Below are 17,563 nucleotides of genomic sequence, written 5' to 3' on the forward strand. Positions count from 1 at the left end.
AAAACCAAAACCTCTTGGTCAGGAGCGAGAGAAAGGCTTTCCTGAAATCAGGGAGTGGAGCGATGATCCTTTGCTCTTGAGGTTTCAGCCCCAATCATCAGGCGTCGGGGATCCAGCGTCCTAGAACATGGGCATCATGGCGGCGGCCCAGCCGATCAGCATGGCGATCACCGCACCGGCAGTGAGCTGGGTACGCAACTGGCCGTACCAGCGAGGCAGCTCGTCATTGAACAGCATTTGTTCCGTGCCCCACAGAAACATGAGGCCGGCGGAGAGCATGGGCAGGGACAGTTCCAGGGGCAGCATCAATCCTGCCCAGCCGATAAAAGCTGCGAACACACCAAAAAGCTGGGTGGGAAACTGATTGGATTGCCCGAACTGGCCCAAAACCCGCCCCCAATGTATGGCACCTGCGAAGGTGAGGGAGATGGCCGCGTAACCGACCAGTCCCATCAGGGCGGTATCGCGCCACGTGGCCGACCAGGCCAGCCCCGCCAGGACAAACATGGGCGCCAGACTGATCAGCGTCAGCCTGCGGGTACGGCGGATATTGTCAGCACGAGGTTCGGACACGGCATTTCCCTTTAGATAGACATCCCATTATCCGTTGGAGAAGTGAAGGTTGAGACAAGAAGTGCGCCTTGGGTCGTGTTTTCAGGCCCGTTGGTACCCTGCCCACGGCTGCGGTGTCAGGTGTTTGGGGAGATAAAGCGGGTGGGCGGGATCGCCGGAGGCATTGACCCGGATGGCATGCAGATCATGCAGGGTGTGGGCGACATGATGGGCACGGTTCATGTGGTGCCCCAGGTTCCCCCAGGCCGCCACCACCAGATCGGCCTGTCGTGCCAGCTTTCGTAACCATTGATCATTTTTTGGCCCCACCGGTTCGGGAGCGGCAAACAGATCCCTGGGATAGGTGGCGCGCCAGGCGAACAGGTTCGCCACACACAGGCCGGAGTATCCCCAGTCGCGGGCAAAGCCCATGCAGCGGCGAATGGTGGGGTCATCCTGACGGTGGTCGGCGGTGGAGGGATTCAGGCCGATCAGCAACATGAAATCCTCACCGTCGCCCCACTGGCGCCAGAGGGCATAGCGGTATTGCCGGCAGCGGGAAAAGTTGGCGCTGCGTCGCAAAATATCGGTGTTCTTGGTCATGGCCGGCTATTGTAGGGATTTGGCATAGTCGTGCTACTGCTATCCACGGAGTGCCCCATGGAATTCAAGGACGCGATGGCCCAGCGCCACAGTGTGCGTGCGTTTTCAGACACGCCGGTGAGCGACGAGTTGCTTACCGAACTACTTACCACTGCCTCGTCGGCGCCTAGCTGGTCGAATACCCAGCCCTATCAAATTGCGGTGGCGAAAGGGGCGGTGCTGGAAGATTTGCGCAAGACCCTGCCGCCCATGTTTGACCAGCTGGTAACGTTGGCACGGGGCTCTAAATTCCAGCAGCTCAAGGCAAAGCTCACCAATGACGGTGTTCCGGATGGGGATTTTCGCCCGGTCACCAACTACCCGAAAGATTTGCAACCGCGCCGAAACGCCACTGGCCAGAAGTTGTATGAGTTGCTGGGAATCGAGCGAGGCGACAAGCTTGGCCGTCATCAACAGATGCGTGAAAACTTCAGTTTCTTCAACGCGCCGGTAGCCTTGTTCATCTTTGTCCATGAGGGCCTGGATGTGTACAGCCCACTGGATGCGGGCATCTTTCTGCAGAGTTTGATGCTGGCGGCTACCGATGCGGGGCTGGCCACCTGTGCACAGGGGGCGCTGGCTATCTGGCGTTCGCCGCTGGAGAAGCACTTTCACATCCCCGGCCATTACAAGCTGCTGTGCGGTCTGTCCCTGGGCTACGAAGCCGACGAGACCATCAACACCTTCAGCCCCGGCCGCGCACCGCTGGAAGAGCTGTTGATCAAGGAGAAGTAGCTGTCAGCTACAAGCTACAAGCTACAAGCTACAAGCTACAAGCTACAAGCTACAAGCTACAAGCTACAAGCTACAAGCTACAAGCTACGCTTGATTGGATTAAAAACGGCCGAAAAGTTCCAGGGTTTTCGGCTTTTCTCCGAAGCCGCTGTAGGAACGTAGCGTAGCGAAGTAACGCACGCAGTGCGGCCCGCAGGGTGAGCGTAGCGAATAACTTCCCTTCCAGGGGACGAACCGAGCGACAGCGAGGAACTGGGATGCTGTTGGCACAGGTCTCTTTTGAACCCGTAGGAGCTTGCCTGCAAGCGATCCGAGCCTGAGCGAGGTAAGGATCCCAGAGACGCTTTTCGTCTTAAGAAGAGCAAAGTTATTCGCTTCGCTCCCCCTTCGGGCCGCACTGCGTACGTTACTCCGCAGCACACGTTCCTGCAGTTCAACCATCCCGCCGTGCGGCCTGCTACGTCGCTCAATGAATCTCGATCTTCCTCCGGCCATGGCCATGTTGTGCATGGCGGGGAATGGTCAGGGACAGCACACCGTTGTGAAACACCGCATTCATCTCTTCGCCGTCGGCGTCCGCGGGGAGTGACAGTATTCTCTGAAAGTGCCCAAAGCGGCGCTCGCTGTAGTGGTAACCGTCACGATCCGTTTCCTGTACTTCCTGCTTGTGGCCGTTGATCTGCAGCCGGTCGTTATCCAGCGTGATTTCCAGATCCTGTTTTTCCACCCCGGCCAATTCAGCGGTAATCAGGTAGTGGTCGTCCCGCTCCAGAATATCCAGATTGGGGCGAAACGGGGCGGTGGGCTGGGCCCGTGGCGCAGGCGTTGTCCAGGCCATATCGCCCAGCATCTGCTCAAACCAGTTATCAAATTCTCGCTCCCAGCGAAGCAGCGGGTGACGGGGTTGGCGCTGGGGCAGGGGGCGTTCCCGATTGCTTTCGTCACTCAACCAGTTCCAGGGTGTCATTTTGTGCATATCCATCGCGTTGACTCCTGACAGTGTGGTCAGATTGTGGCTTGCTGTACTTTCTGTTCTGAGGCAAAAGGCCCGGCGTTTCAATGGTGAATTGCCTGTTTTTTGATCGATGTCATGACGGGGACGGGTTGTTATCCGGTGGATCAAGGGCGCAGGATGGGGGCACATTTCCTGAAAAGGAGAGCAACGATGTCAGACCATCATGTTTACAAGAAGGTGGAGTTGGTAGGCTCGTCAAAGAAGAGCATCGAGGATGCCATTGAAAATGCGCTGAGCACCGCCAGCGAAAGCCTGGACCTCACCGAATGGTTCGAAGTCACCGAAACCCGCGGCCATATCGTCGATGGCAAGGTGGGGCACTATCAGGTGTGTCTGAAGGTGGGGTTCCGGATTTCGGGATCCTGAACAGCAGCTACAAGCTTCAAGCTACAAGGAATAAAAAAACCGCGCCAATTGGCGCGGTTTTCTTTCAGCCTGCAGCGCGAAGCTTCAGACGCTCAGCCAGGTACAACCCGGCCTCGCGTTGTTGCTTGTTGCGTGAAGCGTGTTGCTTTCCGTTAAACCGCTTCCAGCCCCAGAGAGCGCTGACAGACCCGCGCGGTGCGGATGGTGTGCAGCTGCTTCGGGGACAGATCATCCGGCAGTTCCACGGTGCTGTGGTCCTGATGGATCTTGATCGGGCCGATCAGGCGGCTGGGCAGCTTGGCTTCGTTGGCAATGGCGCCAACAATGTTGCCCGGCTTGACGCCGTGATCGTGGCCGACCTGGATGCGGTACTGACGCATGGGCTTGTCATTGCGACGCTTGCCACGGGGGCCGCCACGATCGTCACGGCCATTGGCACGGCGCTCACGACGCTCACGGGGTTCGCGTACCTGCTTGACGAACTTGGGTTCCTTGAGGATCAGCGGTTCGCGGTGGAACATGGCGGCGGCCAGCGCCACGGCCATATCTTCACCGGACAGGTCCATGCTTTCGGCAATCTGCTTCACCAGGGCACGGGTCTCGTCGATGTTGCCATCCTGGAGGCGGGTGGCCAGCTGCTCCTGAAAACCGGCAATGCGCTTGGCATTGAGGTCGTCCACGGAGGGCAGGGCCATCTTTTCGATGCTCTGGCGGGTGACGCGCTCGATCTGACGCAGAACGTGCTGCTCACGACGGCTCACGAACAGGATGGCATCACCCTGACGGCCGGCACGGCCGGTACGGCCGATGCGGTGTACGTAGGCCTCTGGATCACCGGGCATGTCGTAGTTGATCACGTGGGTGATGCGCGGCACGTCCAGGCCACGGGCAACCACGTCGGTGGCGACCAGCAAATCAAAACGTTTGTCTTTCAGGCGCTGAACAGTCTTTTCCCGCTGCTGCTGCTGCATGTCGCCATTGAGGGCGTCGGCACGCAGGTTGCGGCGGTTGAGCTGCTCGGCCAGTTCCAGGGTGGCCTGCTTGGTGCGCACGAACACGATCACGGCGTCGTGATCTTCGGCTTCCAGAATACGGCTCAAGGCATCCAGCTTGTTCAACCCGGCCACTGGCCAGAAACGTTGGCGAATGGAGGTTGAGGTTGTGGCGCTGCCACCATCAATCTGAACCCGCTGGGGGTTCTTGAGATGCTGGTCTGCAACCTTGCGAATAACCGGCGGCATGGTGGCGGAAAAAAGCGCCAGCTGACAGTCGTCCGGGGTGCGCTCGAGGACCCATTTCACATCATCGATAAAGCCCATGCGCAGCATTTCGTCGGCTTCATCCAGAACCAGGGCTCTCAGATTATCCAGTTTCAGGGAGCCGCGTTCCATGTGATCCATGACGCGGCCGGGGGTGCCGACAATGACCTGGGCGCCGCCACGCAGGCCCTTGAGCTGGGTGCGGTATTCACCGCCACCATAGATAGGCAGGACCTGAAGGCCCTTGATGTCGGCTGCAAATTCTTCACAGGCAGTGGCGACCTGGATAGCCAGTTCGCGGGTGGGGGCCAGGATCAGCATCTGCGGTTCACGCAGGCTGGCATCCAGCCGGGCAAGCAGGGGCAGGGCAAAGGCAGCGGTTTTACCGGTACCTGTCTGGGCCTGACCCAACAAATCGTGGCCATCGAGCAACAGCGGGATGGCTTGCGCCTGAATCGGCGACGGCTCTTCGAAGCCCTGTCGGGCAATAGCGGAGAGCAAAACCTCGGGCAGGCCAAGAGTGGCGAACCCGGCACGGGAATCTGACATGATTTACCTATGTATAGGAGGGGAAGGGCTGGGGGATCCCCAGCGAAGAGCGCGAATCATACGCGCATCGTGTGAAAATTGCACGTTATTTCGCCAGTTCCAGCTGAGGGCTATCGCCCAGACCGGAAATCCTGAATCGCTCAGGAGGTAGTTACGGAGTCGCTGTAGGAACGTAGCGCAGCGGAGTAACGCACGCAGTGCGGCCCGAAGGGTGAGCGCAGCGAATAACCTGCCTGCAGGCGATCCGAGTCCAAGCGAGGTAAGGATTCCAGAGACGCGGATCGAACTTCAGGAACTTGAGGTGCGAACCTGCGGTGGTGGTGGCTCCCGCCTGGCTGACATGACTCCTGCTGATGTCTCATCGCACCGATAAAGGTGTTTGTCCTCGCCGGACTGGCCCAAAGGGGGAACTGGCTCCCCCTCTGGCGTTCCGGCCATTCCCCGGTATGGGAATGGCGCTCCAGCGGGCAAAACATGTTTTGCAAACCCCCGCTTCCGCCCCCTTACCCCGACTCCGTTCGGCCCGCTCCGCGGGCACACTCCGGTACTCACGATCTGGCGGACGCAAAAAAGACTCGCTCCGCTCAGACAGGTTTTTTGCTCTACGCCGCCAGATCCTTCCGTTCCTCGACTCACTCTAACGGGGAAGCTGCCGTGCTGATGGCATTGGCGTTTTTTCTCGCGCAAACGTTCGCGATAGCTGTAGGAACGTAGCGCAGCGGAGTAACGCACGCAGTGCGGCCCGAAGGGTGAGCGCAGCGAATAACCTGCCTGCAGGCGATCCGAGCCTAAGCGAGGTATGGATTCCAGAGACGGTTTCGAATTGCAGAAAGAAGACCTCCCTTCGGTCGCCGTGCTGAGCACGGTTCGTCCCCTGGAAGGGAACGCCTACAGGGAGAGCAAATGACTCTACGGGACACCAGCCTCAAATACGCAAAAGGCCCGCACAGTCTCCCGGGCGGGCCTTTTATTCGTCAGGCGTCTGGCTTTTAGCCTTCCACCGCCCGGATCTGGCCTGCCAGGTGCGGCTTGATGCCGTCCTTGGCCAACAGACGGAAGTCGCTGCCGCCTTTCACTGCCACGTTCTCGAACTTGACGGTGGCGGGGATGAACATGGGCAGCTTGAACTGCACGTCCACAGTGAAGGCCGTTTCCGGCAGCTGGTTCTGCAGCTCGGCCAGGCAGCGCGCCTTGGACCACATGCCGTGGGCGATCTGGCGCTTGAAGCCGAACAGCTTGGCAGACAACGGGTACAGGTGAATCGGGTTACGGTCACCGGAGACGGCGCCATAGCGGCGGCCGGTATCGCCGGGTACTTTCCACTCAACCGTGTTGGTGGCCGGTTCCGGCTTGGCGGCTTCCTTCTTCTTGCCGCCACCACCGCCGCCGGAGCGGAAGAAATTCACCGACTCACTTTCCCATACTCGCTCACCGCCGGTGCTGATGCTGGTGAAGATAGAGAACTCGTAGCCCTTATCCACCTTGTTCAGGTTGCCCAGGTAGCACTTCACGTTCAGCTGTTCTTTCTCGCTGATCGGGCGGTACTGGGTGATGCTGTTGCGAACGTGCACCAGACCCATGGCCGGGAACGGAAAGTCGTCGGTCATCATCAGGGCCATGTGCAGCGGGAACGCATGCATGTGCGGATAAGTCACCGGCAGTTTGCCGTCAGCTGCGAAACCACACACCTTGCGATAGGCCGCCAGGTGCTTCTCGTCCAGGGCCACATCATTAAGACGGAGACCGGTATTCGGCAAAGAAGGGTTCTTGCCCGGCTTGACGGTGGCGCGCAGCACGGCCTTGGCAAAGTTGACGACCATGGGCGGTGGATTACGCAGTTCGCGGAAGGTGACTTCGCTCATTACAGGTTCCTTTCACGTTGCAAATGGGGCGAAAGCTTGGCCCGGCTAAGGCCATGAATGGAACGCAGTATAGAGCAGGGAAATGGGGGTGCTATTGGCCGAGCAGCCGGCTACAGCGGCAGCTTAATCACCGCCGCGTTTGTTCGAATCAGCTGCTGGGTTGGGAGGATTTCCACTGGGTTACCCCCAGGAAAATCAGGCGCAGCTGCTTCTCGGCCGCAATCAAGACCTGTTGCTGACCGAAATCATCGCTCTCTTCCAGTTCCAGCATTTCCTGGGTGAGGGCGGTGACATTGTTGACCACCAGGGCCGCCATCATCTGCAGGTCTTCCGAGCTGAAGTGATTCAGGAACGGAAAGCGGGCCATGTCCATGGCCAGTTCGTTGGTGAACATGCGGATCTCGCGGCGGATGGCATTGCGCATGGTGGGCGTGCCCCCAAACAGCTCCTTGGCCACGAACAGGAAGTGGGCGCGATTCTCGCGGACGTAATTGAAGTAGGTCTCCACGGAGCCGCGCAGCATGTTTTCGTCAGGGGTTTGTTCCTGGCGAACCTGACGCATCATCTGCCGCAAGGTCCGGAAGGACTCGTCCAGCAGGGTCAGCCCGAGGGCGCTCATGTCGGGAAAGTGGCGGTAAAACGCGGTGGGCACCACGCCGGCGCGCTTGGTGACTTCGCGCAGGCTGAGACTCGAAAAGGGGGCTTTCTTGACCACCAGATCCAGTGCTGCCGCCATCAATGCCTCACGGGTTTGCCCCCGTTTGGGCTTGCGGGTTTTGCTGCTGGCTTCTCTGGTCATCGAGTCTTGTCTCCAAAAATACGCTGTAAATTCTCTCTTTTGTGGGGCTGTGATGCAACAGCTTCAGAAATCACGGCTGTAAGTCTTTAAAACGGAAGGGTTTTATTTTTTTAGTGTACAGGTGTTGACAAAAAGTCCGGCGCAAATAAAAATGAGCACAACTGTTCACTTTAAGGGGTTTTCCCATGAGCGCAACAACACAGACATCCCATCGTTTTCAGCAAGGCATTAACCGCCTGCTGCAGTCCCGTGTTGCTGAGGTATTGAGCTACCCACATGGTGTAGATCGCTACCTGGAAGTGTTTAACCCCCTGTGGTCGGCCACGGAAGTGCGTGCCCGGGTGGATGCCGTACAACATTTGACGGCGGATAGTGTGACCCTGACCCTCAAGCCGAATAGCAACTGGGAAGGCTTCATTCCCGGGCAGTTCGTGCAGCTGACGGTCAGCATCAACGGCAAGCTTCACACCCGCTGTTACTCGCCGGCCAACTCCCTGCATCGCAAGGACGGCACCATTGAGTTAACCGCGAAAGCCCATGCCGACGGCTTTGTATCTCGCTACCTGCGGGAAGGCCTGCGGGTGGGAGAGGTGGTGACCCTGTCCCAGGCGGGCGGTGAGTTCGCCCTGCCGGCCCAGCGTCCTGACCGGGTTCTGTTGATCAGTGGCGGCAGCGGTATCACGCCAGTGATGTCCATGCTGCGTACTCTCTGTGACGAGGGCTACAAGGGAGATATTACCTTCCTGCATTACGCCAACCGCGCGGACGACATGATCTATGCGGACGAAGTGGCCGACATTGCCGCCCGTTTCGATAATGTCACCGTGCTCCGTGCCTTTGCGGATGCGCAGGACAAGGGTGAGCTGAGCGGTCTGTTTTCAAGTGAACACCTGTTCAAATCTGTTCCGGACTTTGCACAGGCAACCACATTTCTGTGTGGCCCGCCGCCGATGATGGCCGCGGTGGAAAAGGTCTGGGAAGAGCAGGGCATCAGTGACCGACTTCACAAAGAACAGTTTACGCTCGCCACTGCCGTCGTGGATGACAGTGAATCTGCTGAAGGCGAAGTGCGTTTTGTACGCAGCGAGACCCTGGTAACCAATGACGGCAGCAGCCTGTTGGAGCAGGCAGAAGCCGCAGGCCTGAATCCGGAATCCGGCTGCCGCATGGGTATTTGTTACAGCTGCACCTGCAAGAAGACCGCCGGCAAGGTGCGCGACCTGCGCACCGGTGAGATCAGCAGTGGCGATGAAGAAGACATTCAACTTTGCGTCAGCGTGCCGGTGGGCACGGTGACCCTGGACATTTAAAGGAAAGGAGTCAGCATCATGAGTATTTACAGCACCCTGACCCCGGCACAATTCGAAAGCATCGGCCAGGAACTGGACGCGATCCGCAACCGTGAAATCGCCGACCTGGGCGAGAAGGACGAGAAGTACATCCGTAACTTGATCAAGCGTCAGCGTCAGCTGGAAGTGGCGGGTCGCGGCCTGCTGTTTGCCGGCTTCCTGCCGCCGGCGTGGCTGGCTGGTGTGGCTTGTCTGTCAGCGGCCAAGATCCTGGACAACATGGAAATTGGCCACAACGTGATGCACGGCCAGTACGACTGGATGGGTGACAAGGAAATCAACTCCCGCAAGTTTGACTGGGACAACACCTGCACCAATACGGCGTGGAAGCATACTCATAATTTTGAGCATCACACCTTTACCAATGTGCTCGATAAGGACCACGACATTGGTTATGGCATTCTGCGCATGTCCGATGATCAGGCGTGGGAGCCGCGCTTCATTCTGAACCCGATCCTGGCGGTGATTCTTTCCACCTTTTTCCAGCACTTTGTAGCTGTACAGAGCCTCAAGCTGGAGGATTACCTGATCTACAAGACCAAGACCAAGGAAGAGCTGAAGGCGGAATTCAAACCCACCTGGAAAAAAATGCGCAAGCAGCTGGTGAAAGATTACCTGCTGTTCCCGGCGCTGGCGGGTCCGTTCTTCCCGTTCGTGTTTGCCGGTAACGTGGCCGCCAACCTGGCGCGTAACCTGTGGTCTTCCCAGGTGATCTTCAATGGGCACTTCCCGGAAGAGGTGGAGCAGTTCCCCGAATCCGTGCTGGAAGATGAGAGCCGCGGTCACTGGTATGTGCGTCAGATGTTGGGCTCTGCCAACTTCGAAGGTGGCCGCCTGATGCACATCATGAGCGGTAACCTGAGCTTCCAGATCGAACATCACCTGTTCCCGGATATTCCGGCGCACCGTTACGCCGCCATCTCCCCGGAAGTGAAAGCGATCTGCGAGAAGTATGGCCTGCCTTATAACACCGGCTCTTTCATGAAGCAGTCGCTGAGTGTCTGGAAGCGTATTTTCAAGATGGCGCTGCCCGGCAAAGGTAAGCCAGGCGACAAGGGACTGCGTGGCAAAGTGATCTCGCTGATGGGTGAATCCGAGTCAACTACACGTAAAGCCGCGTGACCCAATAGTCAGTGCCCTGGGCACCCGGTAGAGGCCGGTTAGCTGGTTCCGGCCCTGCCAACCTTGTGCTACTCTCACTGGGGTTGTAACCGTATAGATAGATATCGCTGCTGGAGTTCATTTTTTCGTCCAGCAAGGCAGAGGGAGAGAGGTGTAGTTCCTCTTACATGACCGACCGATAACGCCGCTGGGCGGGAAAAGGAGCCCAGCCCTTCGGGTTGAGGCTGAAATGCCCTCACTCGTTGTTGCGCCTCGTTCATTTGGAGCAAACCAAACATCTCTCTGCGCGCCTAGATTGAGGGCGTTTCAGCCTCAACAGCGACATCTATCTATACGGTTGCAGCCCCTTTCGAGAGTAGCATTTTTTATTCGGGGACAAGGCGAACGCATGGCAGAAATGACGGATTCCGGTGTGCTGTTGCGCATGGCTTACAGGGCCATGGTAAACGCCGGTATTGATGCCGATGCCGTTTTGGCAGAAGTCGGTCTGGACAAATCCATTCTTCAGGTGCCGGATCTGCGCACCCCCCATGATGCCCAGGAGTGGTTCTGGCAGGCGCTGGAAAAGGTGTCTGGTGATGAACATATCGGTCTGCACCTGGGTGAGCATATTCCTGTTTATAAGGGGCAGGTGCTGGAGTACCTGTTTCTTTCCAGCCCCACTTTTGGTGAGGGGCTGAAGCGTGCGCTGGATTACCAGCGCCTGCTCTCTGATGCCGCCCAGGGTGAACTTTTCGAAGAAGGTGATCGGGTGTTCCTCAAGCAGATGATCTGGAGCAAGCGCCTCAGCCATCTCAATGAGTGCATGATGATGGGCATCATCAAGTTCTTCCGTTTTGTCACCGATGGTGCCTTCGAACCGCTGGAAATTCATTTCGGCCATTCCCCCCACGCGGATCTCAACGAGTATCAACGCCTGTTCGACTGCAGCGTGAAATTCGACATGCCCAGCGTGGGTATGTATTTCGACGCCAGCGTCATGAATCTGCCTTCTGCGCACCACGAACCGGAGCTGTTGCAGCTGCATGAGCAGCTGGCGAGTGAGCAGGTGGCGCGGCTGGAAAAGCAGGATCTGGTGGCGCAGGTGAATCGTCTGATCGGGGAACTGCTGGAATCCGGCCATGCCAACCTGGAAGAAGTGGCGGAACGTCTTGGCATCAAGGCGCGCCAGTTGCGCACCCGACTTGCTGATGCCGGCACCAACTTCAACCAGCTGGTGGCGGATTACCGCTGCCGCCTGGCCAAGCGTCTGCTGGCGGGCACCGATGAGTCCATCGACGAGATTGTCTACCTCACCGGCTTTTCTGAACCGTCCACCTTCTATCGTGCCTTCAAGCGCTGGGTGGGGATGACTCCCATCGAGTACCGCAAGCTCAAGGCGGAAGAGGACGCGGCGGCGGCTGGTTAAGGCCCTGCCCGATTGCCGGCTTGAATATTGCAACAGCAAGAGGCGCGTTCTGCGCCTTTTTGCTGTCTGGAGTACAGCCCCTGCCTGTTTACTGGAGAACCATGTGAAGGCATTCCTGCGAAAATTGTGTTTCCCGATTCTTGCCCTGTTCGAGACGGAGGATGAGGAGAAATACGTCTATCGCTCGTCCTACCGGAAAATTCTCGCCGCGGTGGCCGTGCTGTTCATTATCTTGTCCGGCGCGTCGCTGGGAATGACGTTGAACTCCGGCCTGTCGGGCGGCTTTATTCCGGCGATATTCTTTGGTGGGGCAGGGCTGGTGTGTGTCATTGTCGCCGGATTGGGGACGGACCAGGCGGTCGCCAGAATCTGGAAGAATCGATAGCTACGAGCTACTGCATTGCTACGAAGCCGCTGTAGGAACGTAGCGCAGCGGAGTAACGCACGCAGTGCGGCCCGAAGGGTGAGCGCAGCGAATAACGAGCCTGCTCGCGATTCTCGCGCAAACGCTCGGGAAAGCTGTAGGAGCGCCGCTTGAGGCGCGAACCGAGCGACAGCGAGGAACTGAGATGCAGCTGGCACTTGTTTCGTTAGAACCCGTAGGAGCCTGCCTGCAGGCGATCCGAACCTAAGCGAGGTAAGGATTCCAGAAGCGCATCTCGAAGCTGCTTATTCTCGCTCGGATCGCTTGCAGGCAGGCTCCTACGGAAAGGTGGGGCTTTCCCGGAAATCCGCGATGAACCACAAAAAAAGCCCCGCATTGCGGGGCTTTTTTGTATTGGCGGTGAGGGAGGGATTCGAACCCTCGATACGTTTCCGTATACACACTTTCCAGGCGTGCTCCTTCGGCCACTCGGACACCTCACCTTAAACTGTTTTCACTGCCGGGCAGTGATGGAGCAAGGCCTGTGGGCCGAATGCCTTGCTCTCTATTGAGGGCGCGTAGAGTACCGGAGGGGGGCGGTGCTGGCAAGTGCCTGATGGCCGGTTGTTCAGGCTTTGAGCAATTTCAGCGACGTGCCAGAAAAACGCCGCTGAACTCGCACACTGTATTGCCCTCATCACTACGGCCAATGGCCTCGATGGGGAGTATGGCCTTGCCGCGTTCGGCCAGGCGCTGTGCAAAGCGATCCTGTTGGGTTGTGGTCACAGTAATGTGCAGATCCGAGTCCAGGGGCAGGGTGTACTTGAGCGCGGTTTCCACGGCGACCACGTCTGCCGGGTAGCCGCACTGGTGGGCGAGCAGGGTGGTGAGGCTCCAGCCAGACAGGGTGAGCAGGGCGGATTGGCTACCGGCAAAGAAGGTGCCCTTGTCGTTGTGATTGGGGCCAAGGGGGGCGTCGACCACCAGTCGGTCGCCATCAAAATTGGCAAAGTGAAAATGCAGGTGGCGGGTCAACGGGATGGCCGCGCGCACCTGATTGGCCAGGTCATCCAGTGAAATCATGGTAATTCGCGGATGAAATCAACAGGGGATTCGTCTGGCAGGCTTTTCAGGCTGCTGGCCGGGGTGCCTAGATAAAGATAGGCGATAACCTGATCCTTGGGGGCAAAGCCCAGCATGGTTTTGGCCAGATCCGAGTTGGCCATGGCCCCGGTGCGCCACATGGCACCAATGCCTAACTCGTAGGCAGCCAGCATCATGTTCTGGACCGCCGCGCCGACGGCGAGCATCTGTTCCCAGGCGGGGATCTTGTGGTTTTCAGTGATCTCAGCCACCGCGACCACGATGGTGGGCGCGCGCAGGGCCTTGTTCCTGGCGATTTCCCGGGTGCGCTTGTCGGCCTGGGGTTGTTCTTCCAGCAGTTGTGCTTCCATGATGTCACCGAGCCGCTCTCGCTGATCGCCAGTCAGGACGATAAAACGCCACGGGCGCAGCAGGCCATGGTCCGGTGCACGGATCGCCGCACGCAGCAGCATGTCGAGCTGGCTGTCGCTGGGGCCGGGTTCCTGTAACCGGGGGCTGGATACACGGGTGGTGAGGGCAGTGATGGTGTCCATTCATGGCTCCTGTAACGAGGCGGCAATGGTAGCTTGAAATGCAAATCAGTCACACCCGTCGCGTCAGCGCTGAATTTCATGACGCTGGTCACCCCAGTCTTTTTTCTTAGACGGGAAAGCGCTAAGCTTCTCAAAAACTCCGTGAAGCGGATCACATGACCTCCACGACTAAAAAGAAAGCTCGCCGTCCCCAGATCGGGCCCATGGAGCGGGCACGCCGACAAGCCAACTATATCCGACTGCTCGCCTTCCTCGTGGCCGTGCTGATGTTGGTGGTGGGGCTCAAGTTGGGGCTCTACCCCGAGTTGTATCTGCTGGGGGTGGCCGGCCTGCTGACTTATCCGTTGTTGGCCCAGGGTGTTTTGTTTCTGGCGCATCGTCAGGACCTGCCAGAGAAAGTGGCCCACCAGACGCTCATGCAGTCGGATGCGTTCATTATCGGCATGACCTGTGCCTTGCTGCATTTTGCGCTGGTGCCTTCGCTGGTGTTGTTGATCATTGTTCATGCCAATGCGGTGGCCAGTGGCGGTCTGAAGCCCTGGCTACTTAACCTGTTGATGACGGCCATTGGTGCCGCCACGCTGGGGGCGCTGTTGGGATTCCCGTTCATTTCTCCCCAGGCACCCATGCCGGCGGTAATGACCGCAGTGTCATTGCTTGGATTGGGCGTCTATGTAGGCGCGTCGTCGGCCTTTGTCCATTACCAGGCCCGTTACCTGAAGCAGGCCCAGGAGTTGGTGCGGCGTCAGCAACAGCAGGCGGTGGAGTTGTCCCGCAAGCTGGCAAAGTACCTGCCGCCGCAGATCTGGGGCTCCATGTTCTCCGGCAAGCGCGATGCCAAGCTGGAAACCCGTCGTAAACGGCTGACGGTGTTCTTTTCGGATATCAAGGGATTCAGTGCCATCTCCGAGGAGCTGCCGCTGGAAACCCTGACCAGCATGCTCAACAGCTACCTCAGCGAGATGACCCGCATTGCCCTGCGGCACGGCGGCACCATCGACAAGTTTATTGGCGATGCGGTGATGGTGTTCTTTGGTGATCCCAAGAGTGAAGGGGCCAACGAGGATGCCTACCGTTGCGTCATGATGGGCATCGAGATGCAGGAGCAGATGAAGTTGCTGCGCCAGCGCTGGAAGCGTGAGGGCATCGACCACAAGCTGGAAATCCGTATCGGCATCAACACCGGCTATGTGACGGTGGGGAATTTTGGCACCGATTCGCGCATGGACTACACCATTCTGGGCACCGATGTGAACCTGGCAAGCCGTCTCGAATCGGCCTGCCGCCCGGGTGGGGTGCTGATTTCCGAGGCCACCCAGGAACTGGTGAAGGACCGCATCCAGTGTCGCAACATGGGCGACATTCAGGTGAAAGGATTCAACCGTCCCATTCCCGTCTTCGAGGCCATGGGCGCCAAGAAAGATGCGGGGGCCAGGAACCGTTATGTCTCTGCTCAAACCAACGGCTTCGGGATACACCTGGATGTGGAGCGCGTCCGCAATTTCGACAAGAACACCATCCTCAAGACTCTGGCTCGCTCTGCTTCGGAACTCAAGAAGGAGATTGCCGTAGCAGTGAACTATGAAGCCGAAGGTTTCAGCCTGCACGTGGACAGCAATGCCATCAAGCAACGCGAACGCGACCGCATCATCGAAATGATGGGCCGTGCAGCGAAGCGGGTGCAGACGCAGGTGCGGGTTTGAAGGAGCTACAAGCTTCAAGCTGCAAGCTACAACGCGAGGACATGTCTCCCTCAACGACAGATGCTGTTGCTCCGCGCTGAGAGTTGTTAATGCAAAAAGCCACGCCCAAGGGCGTGGCTTTTTTGATTTTAGCTTGCGGCTTGTAGCTTGAAGCTTGCCGCTTTTCTAATTCAACGGATAACTCGTCCAGTCATCGGTCCAGTTCTGTACGCTGCCGGGGCGGATGGCGCCCAGATAGTCTGCGGCTTCATCCCAGAACTCGCCCTGCGGGATGCTGCTGGCGCCGTTGCGTGCCGGTGAGCGGGCGCCCGGTGCGAAGTCCGGGTGGGACAGGCTGTAGGCGTCGCGAGTGAGCAGGGGATCCGTGCCGAACTGGGCGTTGACCGCGCTGCTCTGGAAGTAACGGCGTTCGTCAAAGCCGCCGTCATCATCACTGTCCAGGTTCTCCGCATCGAAGAAGGTGAGGCCGCGGCTACCCACCTTGTGCACCATCATGCTGTTGAAGGTGAGTTGACCATCGGTGAGGCGTTGAACCGTTTCTGCGCCCTTGATATCGATGGTCTCGCCGGAAAAGCCATCGATAATCACATTATGGAAATGTCCCCCGGTGCCTACCTTTAGGGTCATGGCGCGGTGGTATTTCTCATGACTGCGTGGGCTGATCAGCGTCAGGTTGTAGAGCGTTGGTTCGGAAACGGGGCTGGCGTCCGGGTTGGCTTTCAGGTTGTCCCCCTCGAAGGCGTTATCGCCCAGATTGGGGTGTTGCTGGGCAACCAGAAACTGCACATTGCCACGCCATCCCATGTCCCAGTCCAGGGAGTCGTCGCCGGCACCGGTGATCACCACATGCTTGAGGTTGACGGTGCCGCCAAACACTTCGATGCCATCATCCAGGGCGCGGTGGACCTGAACATTGCGGATAATGGTGTTGCTGCCACAGCCGCCCAGCGTCAGGCCGTTGAGTTCGTTGTTGGCATACACCTCGAAGCCGGCGTATTCGATGCGGGTGTATTCCATGACACCGCAGGACGACGCCGCATCCGTGCCGCCAAACTGCCCCCGGGTATCACCGTGGGGAATCCCCTCGATCTGCGCGTCCTGCACATTGACCGGGGCGCTACCGAGCATGACCACGCCCCCCCAGTCCCCGGCAGTACGGGTGCCCATGGCCTGGTTGCTGGTGAACACGATGGGCGCGCTCTGCTGGCCACGGGCAAACAGGTTGGCGCCGCGGGTGATCACCAGTGCGGATCCGGGACGCCCCTCGATGCGGGTGCCGGCTTCAATGGTGAGGCTGCCGTCTTCCACATAGACAATGCCGTCCAGAATCCAGGTGGTGTTCGCCGTCCAGGTGTGGGTGCCCGTGAGCGGACCGGTCACCACATGACGCCCGGCCAGGGCTTCATGCAGAGGCTTGTATCCGAAATAGCCGATCACGCCCAGGGTCAGCGCGGCAAGGGCAAGCCAGACATAAGTAATGCGACGGGTAAGACGGGAGCCGTTATCTGATTGACGCTGGCCCAGCGTCTCGGCGATGTCCGGATTGGTCACCGGAGGGGTAGCCGTTACCGGCCGTTTGTGCAGCAACACTCCGTCGCGGTTGGCCTGCTCCAGCTTGATGCCGAGCGCACGTATTTTGCGGTTATCGCTCTGGGTGGCTCGCTTGATGATTTCAGCCCGGTATACCGGGTCATTGAGCAGCGTGTTGAAATGCACAAAGCGCAGGCTGCTGTCATTTTCCTGATCAAAGTTCTGTTTCAGTTGCCAAAGCAGCTCAACAAGCTGAGCGCGCGGCGACGATACTGCATCCACCATAAACCCCCCAGATGGATTAGGCGAAAATTCGAAAATTTGGACGAAGGGAGTATGTAAAAAAAAGATGACAGTGCCGTGACGGAGCCGAGCTATGAGCTACGCTTGATCCGATAGGGAAACCAGAAAAAGTTCCCGGGGTTTTGCGAAGAACGGAAAAGAGGTTCAGATCGTTGAGTTCGGCGGCTTGGGAACCTGATAAGCCGCTGTAGGAGCGGTCGTTCGACCGCGATCCGAGCCTAAGCGAGGTAAGGATTCCAGAAAAGCCTTTTGTGCCGACTGTAGGAGTACCTCTTGAGGTGCGAATCTGCGGTGGTGGTGGCTCCCACCTGGCTGACATGACTCCAGCTGCTATGTCATCGCACCGATAAAAGTGCTTTGTCCTCGCC

Annotated in this window: 16 protein-coding genes and 1 tRNA gene; 7 read left to right on the plus strand and 10 right to left on the minus strand. The window is 58.4% G+C overall.

Annotated elements, in window-relative coordinates:
- Positions 1-120 precede the first annotated feature (120 nt).
- Positions 121-573: a DUF3429 domain-containing protein gene (locus HF945_RS05505; protein ID WP_290524744.1), complete on the minus strand. Its 453-nt coding sequence runs from the start codon at positions 571-573 to the stop codon at positions 121-123.
- A gap of 81 nt (positions 574-654) precedes the next feature.
- Positions 655-1,155, minus strand: a complete 501-nt coding sequence (locus HF945_RS05510) for a DUF1643 domain-containing protein (protein WP_290524745.1) — start codon at positions 1,153-1,155, stop codon at positions 655-657.
- 57 nt (positions 1,156-1,212) lie between these two features.
- Between HF945_RS05510 and HF945_RS05515 the strand changes: the two genes are divergently transcribed.
- Complete coding sequence (locus HF945_RS05515; RefSeq protein ID WP_290524746.1) at positions 1,213-1,929, plus strand: nitroreductase; 717 nt, start codon at positions 1,213-1,215, stop codon at positions 1,927-1,929.
- A 466-nt stretch (positions 1,930-2,395) separates the two neighbouring features.
- On the opposite strand, the gene HF945_RS05520 is transcribed toward HF945_RS05515, so the two are convergent.
- Positions 2,396-2,911 carry an Hsp20/alpha crystallin family protein gene (locus HF945_RS05520; RefSeq protein ID WP_290524747.1) on the minus strand — a complete coding sequence of 172 codons (516 nt, stop codon included), beginning with the start codon at positions 2,909-2,911 and terminating at the stop codon, positions 2,396-2,398.
- A gap of 183 nt (positions 2,912-3,094) precedes the next feature.
- Here HF945_RS05520 and HF945_RS05525 point away from each other — a divergent pair, with 183 nt between their 5' ends.
- A complete protein-coding gene (locus HF945_RS05525) occupies positions 3,095-3,310 on the plus strand; it encodes a dodecin (protein ID WP_035235004.1) in 216 nt (71 codons plus the stop codon).
- A 152-nt stretch (positions 3,311-3,462) separates the two neighbouring features.
- Here HF945_RS05525 and HF945_RS05530 read toward each other — a convergent pair whose 3' ends face one another.
- The 3 genes from HF945_RS05530 to HF945_RS05540 form a co-directional block, all read right to left on the minus strand.
- Positions 3,463-5,118 (minus strand): DEAD/DEAH box helicase, encoded by a 1,656-nt coding sequence (locus tag HF945_RS05530; protein WP_290524748.1) that lies wholly within the window; start codon positions 5,116-5,118, stop codon positions 3,463-3,465.
- 989 nt (positions 5,119-6,107) lie between these two features.
- Positions 6,108-6,980: a MaoC/PaaZ C-terminal domain-containing protein gene (locus tag HF945_RS05535; protein WP_290524749.1), complete on the minus strand. Its 873-nt coding sequence runs from the start codon at positions 6,978-6,980 to the stop codon at positions 6,108-6,110.
- A gap of 148 nt (positions 6,981-7,128) precedes the next feature.
- Positions 7,129-7,779, minus strand: coding sequence for a TetR family transcriptional regulator (locus HF945_RS05540; protein WP_290524750.1), 651 nt, complete (start codon positions 7,777-7,779; stop codon positions 7,129-7,131).
- A 185-nt stretch (positions 7,780-7,964) separates the two neighbouring features.
- Here HF945_RS05540 and HF945_RS05545 point away from each other — a divergent pair, with 185 nt between their 5' ends.
- From HF945_RS05545 to HF945_RS05560, 4 genes are all read left to right on the plus strand, one after another.
- Positions 7,965-9,089, plus strand: a complete 1,125-nt coding sequence (locus tag HF945_RS05545; RefSeq protein ID WP_290524751.1) for an FAD-binding oxidoreductase — start codon at positions 7,965-7,967, stop codon at positions 9,087-9,089.
- Positions 9,090-9,107: 18 nt separating this feature from the next.
- Positions 9,108-10,250: an acyl-CoA desaturase gene (locus HF945_RS05550; protein ID WP_290524752.1), complete on the plus strand. Its 1,143-nt coding sequence runs from the start codon at positions 9,108-9,110 to the stop codon at positions 10,248-10,250.
- Between the two features lie 388 nt (positions 10,251-10,638).
- Positions 10,639-11,658, plus strand: coding sequence for an AraC family transcriptional regulator (locus tag HF945_RS05555; RefSeq protein ID WP_290524753.1), 1,020 nt, complete (start codon positions 10,639-10,641; stop codon positions 11,656-11,658).
- A gap of 103 nt (positions 11,659-11,761) precedes the next feature.
- A complete protein-coding gene (locus HF945_RS05560) occupies positions 11,762-12,043 on the plus strand; it encodes a hypothetical protein (RefSeq protein ID WP_290524754.1) in 282 nt (93 codons plus the stop codon).
- A gap of 394 nt (positions 12,044-12,437) precedes the next feature.
- On the opposite strand, the gene HF945_RS05565 is transcribed toward HF945_RS05560, so the two are convergent.
- The 3 genes from HF945_RS05565 to HF945_RS05575 all read right to left on the minus strand — a co-directional run bounded on the left by HF945_RS05565 (position 12,438) and on the right by HF945_RS05575 (position 13,659).
- A tRNA-Ser gene (locus HF945_RS05565) sits at positions 12,438-12,525 on the minus strand.
- Between the two features lie 142 nt (positions 12,526-12,667).
- Complete coding sequence (locus HF945_RS05570; RefSeq protein ID WP_290524755.1) at positions 12,668-13,105, minus strand: YiiD C-terminal domain-containing protein; 438 nt, start codon at positions 13,103-13,105, stop codon at positions 12,668-12,670.
- On the minus strand, positions 13,102-13,659 hold the full coding sequence (locus tag HF945_RS05575; protein WP_290524756.1) for a nitroreductase: 558 nt from the start codon (positions 13,657-13,659) through the stop codon (positions 13,102-13,104). Before HF945_RS05575 ends, HF945_RS05570 begins: the two co-directional genes overlap by 4 nt.
- A gap of 155 nt (positions 13,660-13,814) precedes the next feature.
- On the opposite strand from HF945_RS05575, the gene HF945_RS05580 reads away from it, so the two are divergent.
- Complete coding sequence (locus tag HF945_RS05580; protein ID WP_290524757.1) at positions 13,815-15,362, plus strand: adenylate/guanylate cyclase domain-containing protein; 1,548 nt, start codon at positions 13,815-13,817, stop codon at positions 15,360-15,362.
- 165 nt (positions 15,363-15,527) lie between these two features.
- On the opposite strand, the gene HF945_RS05585 is transcribed toward HF945_RS05580, so the two are convergent.
- Complete coding sequence (locus HF945_RS05585; RefSeq protein WP_290524758.1) at positions 15,528-17,177, minus strand: hypothetical protein; 1,650 nt, start codon at positions 17,175-17,177, stop codon at positions 15,528-15,530.
- Between the last annotated feature and the right edge of the window lie 386 nt (positions 17,178-17,563).

The organism is Alcanivorax sp. (genome assembly GCF_017794965.1).
In the GTDB taxonomy this organism is placed as follows: domain Bacteria; phylum Pseudomonadota; class Gammaproteobacteria; order Pseudomonadales; family Alcanivoracaceae; genus Alcanivorax.

Coding starts and splice junctions, on each gene's coding strand:
- HF945_RS05515 (WP_290524746.1), top strand. CDS start 1,213: ATGGAATTCAAGGACGCGATGGCCCAGCGCCACAGTGTGCGTGCGTTT.
- HF945_RS05510 (WP_290524745.1), bottom strand. CDS start 1,155: ATGACCAAGAACACCGATATTTTGCGACGCAGCGCCAACTTTTCCCGC.
- HF945_RS05550 (WP_290524752.1), top strand. CDS start 9,108: ATGAGTATTTACAGCACCCTGACCCCGGCACAATTCGAAAGCATCGGC.
- HF945_RS05555 (WP_290524753.1), top strand. CDS start 10,639: ATGGCAGAAATGACGGATTCCGGTGTGCTGTTGCGCATGGCTTACAGG.
- HF945_RS05530 (WP_290524748.1), bottom strand. CDS start 5,118: ATGTCAGATTCCCGTGCCGGGTTCGCCACTCTTGGCCTGCCCGAGGTT.
- HF945_RS05540 (WP_290524750.1), bottom strand. CDS start 7,779: ATGACCAGAGAAGCCAGCAGCAAAACCCGCAAGCCCAAACGGGGGCAA.
- HF945_RS05545 (WP_290524751.1), top strand. CDS start 7,965: ATGAGCGCAACAACACAGACATCCCATCGTTTTCAGCAAGGCATTAAC.
- HF945_RS05585 (WP_290524758.1), bottom strand. CDS start 17,177: ATGGTGGATGCAGTATCGTCGCCGCGCGCTCAGCTTGTTGAGCTGCTT.
- HF945_RS05575 (WP_290524756.1), bottom strand. CDS start 13,659: ATGGACACCATCACTGCCCTCACCACCCGTGTATCCAGCCCCCGGTTA.
- HF945_RS05570 (WP_290524755.1), bottom strand. CDS start 13,105: ATGATTTCACTGGATGACCTGGCCAATCAGGTGCGCGCGGCCATCCCG.
- HF945_RS05520 (WP_290524747.1), bottom strand. CDS start 2,911: ATGGATATGCACAAAATGACACCCTGGAACTGGTTGAGTGACGAAAGC.
- HF945_RS05525 (WP_035235004.1), top strand. CDS start 3,095: ATGTCAGACCATCATGTTTACAAGAAGGTGGAGTTGGTAGGCTCGTCA.
- HF945_RS05535 (WP_290524749.1), bottom strand. CDS start 6,980: ATGAGCGAAGTCACCTTCCGCGAACTGCGTAATCCACCGCCCATGGTC.
- HF945_RS05580 (WP_290524757.1), top strand. CDS start 13,815: ATGACCTCCACGACTAAAAAGAAAGCTCGCCGTCCCCAGATCGGGCCC.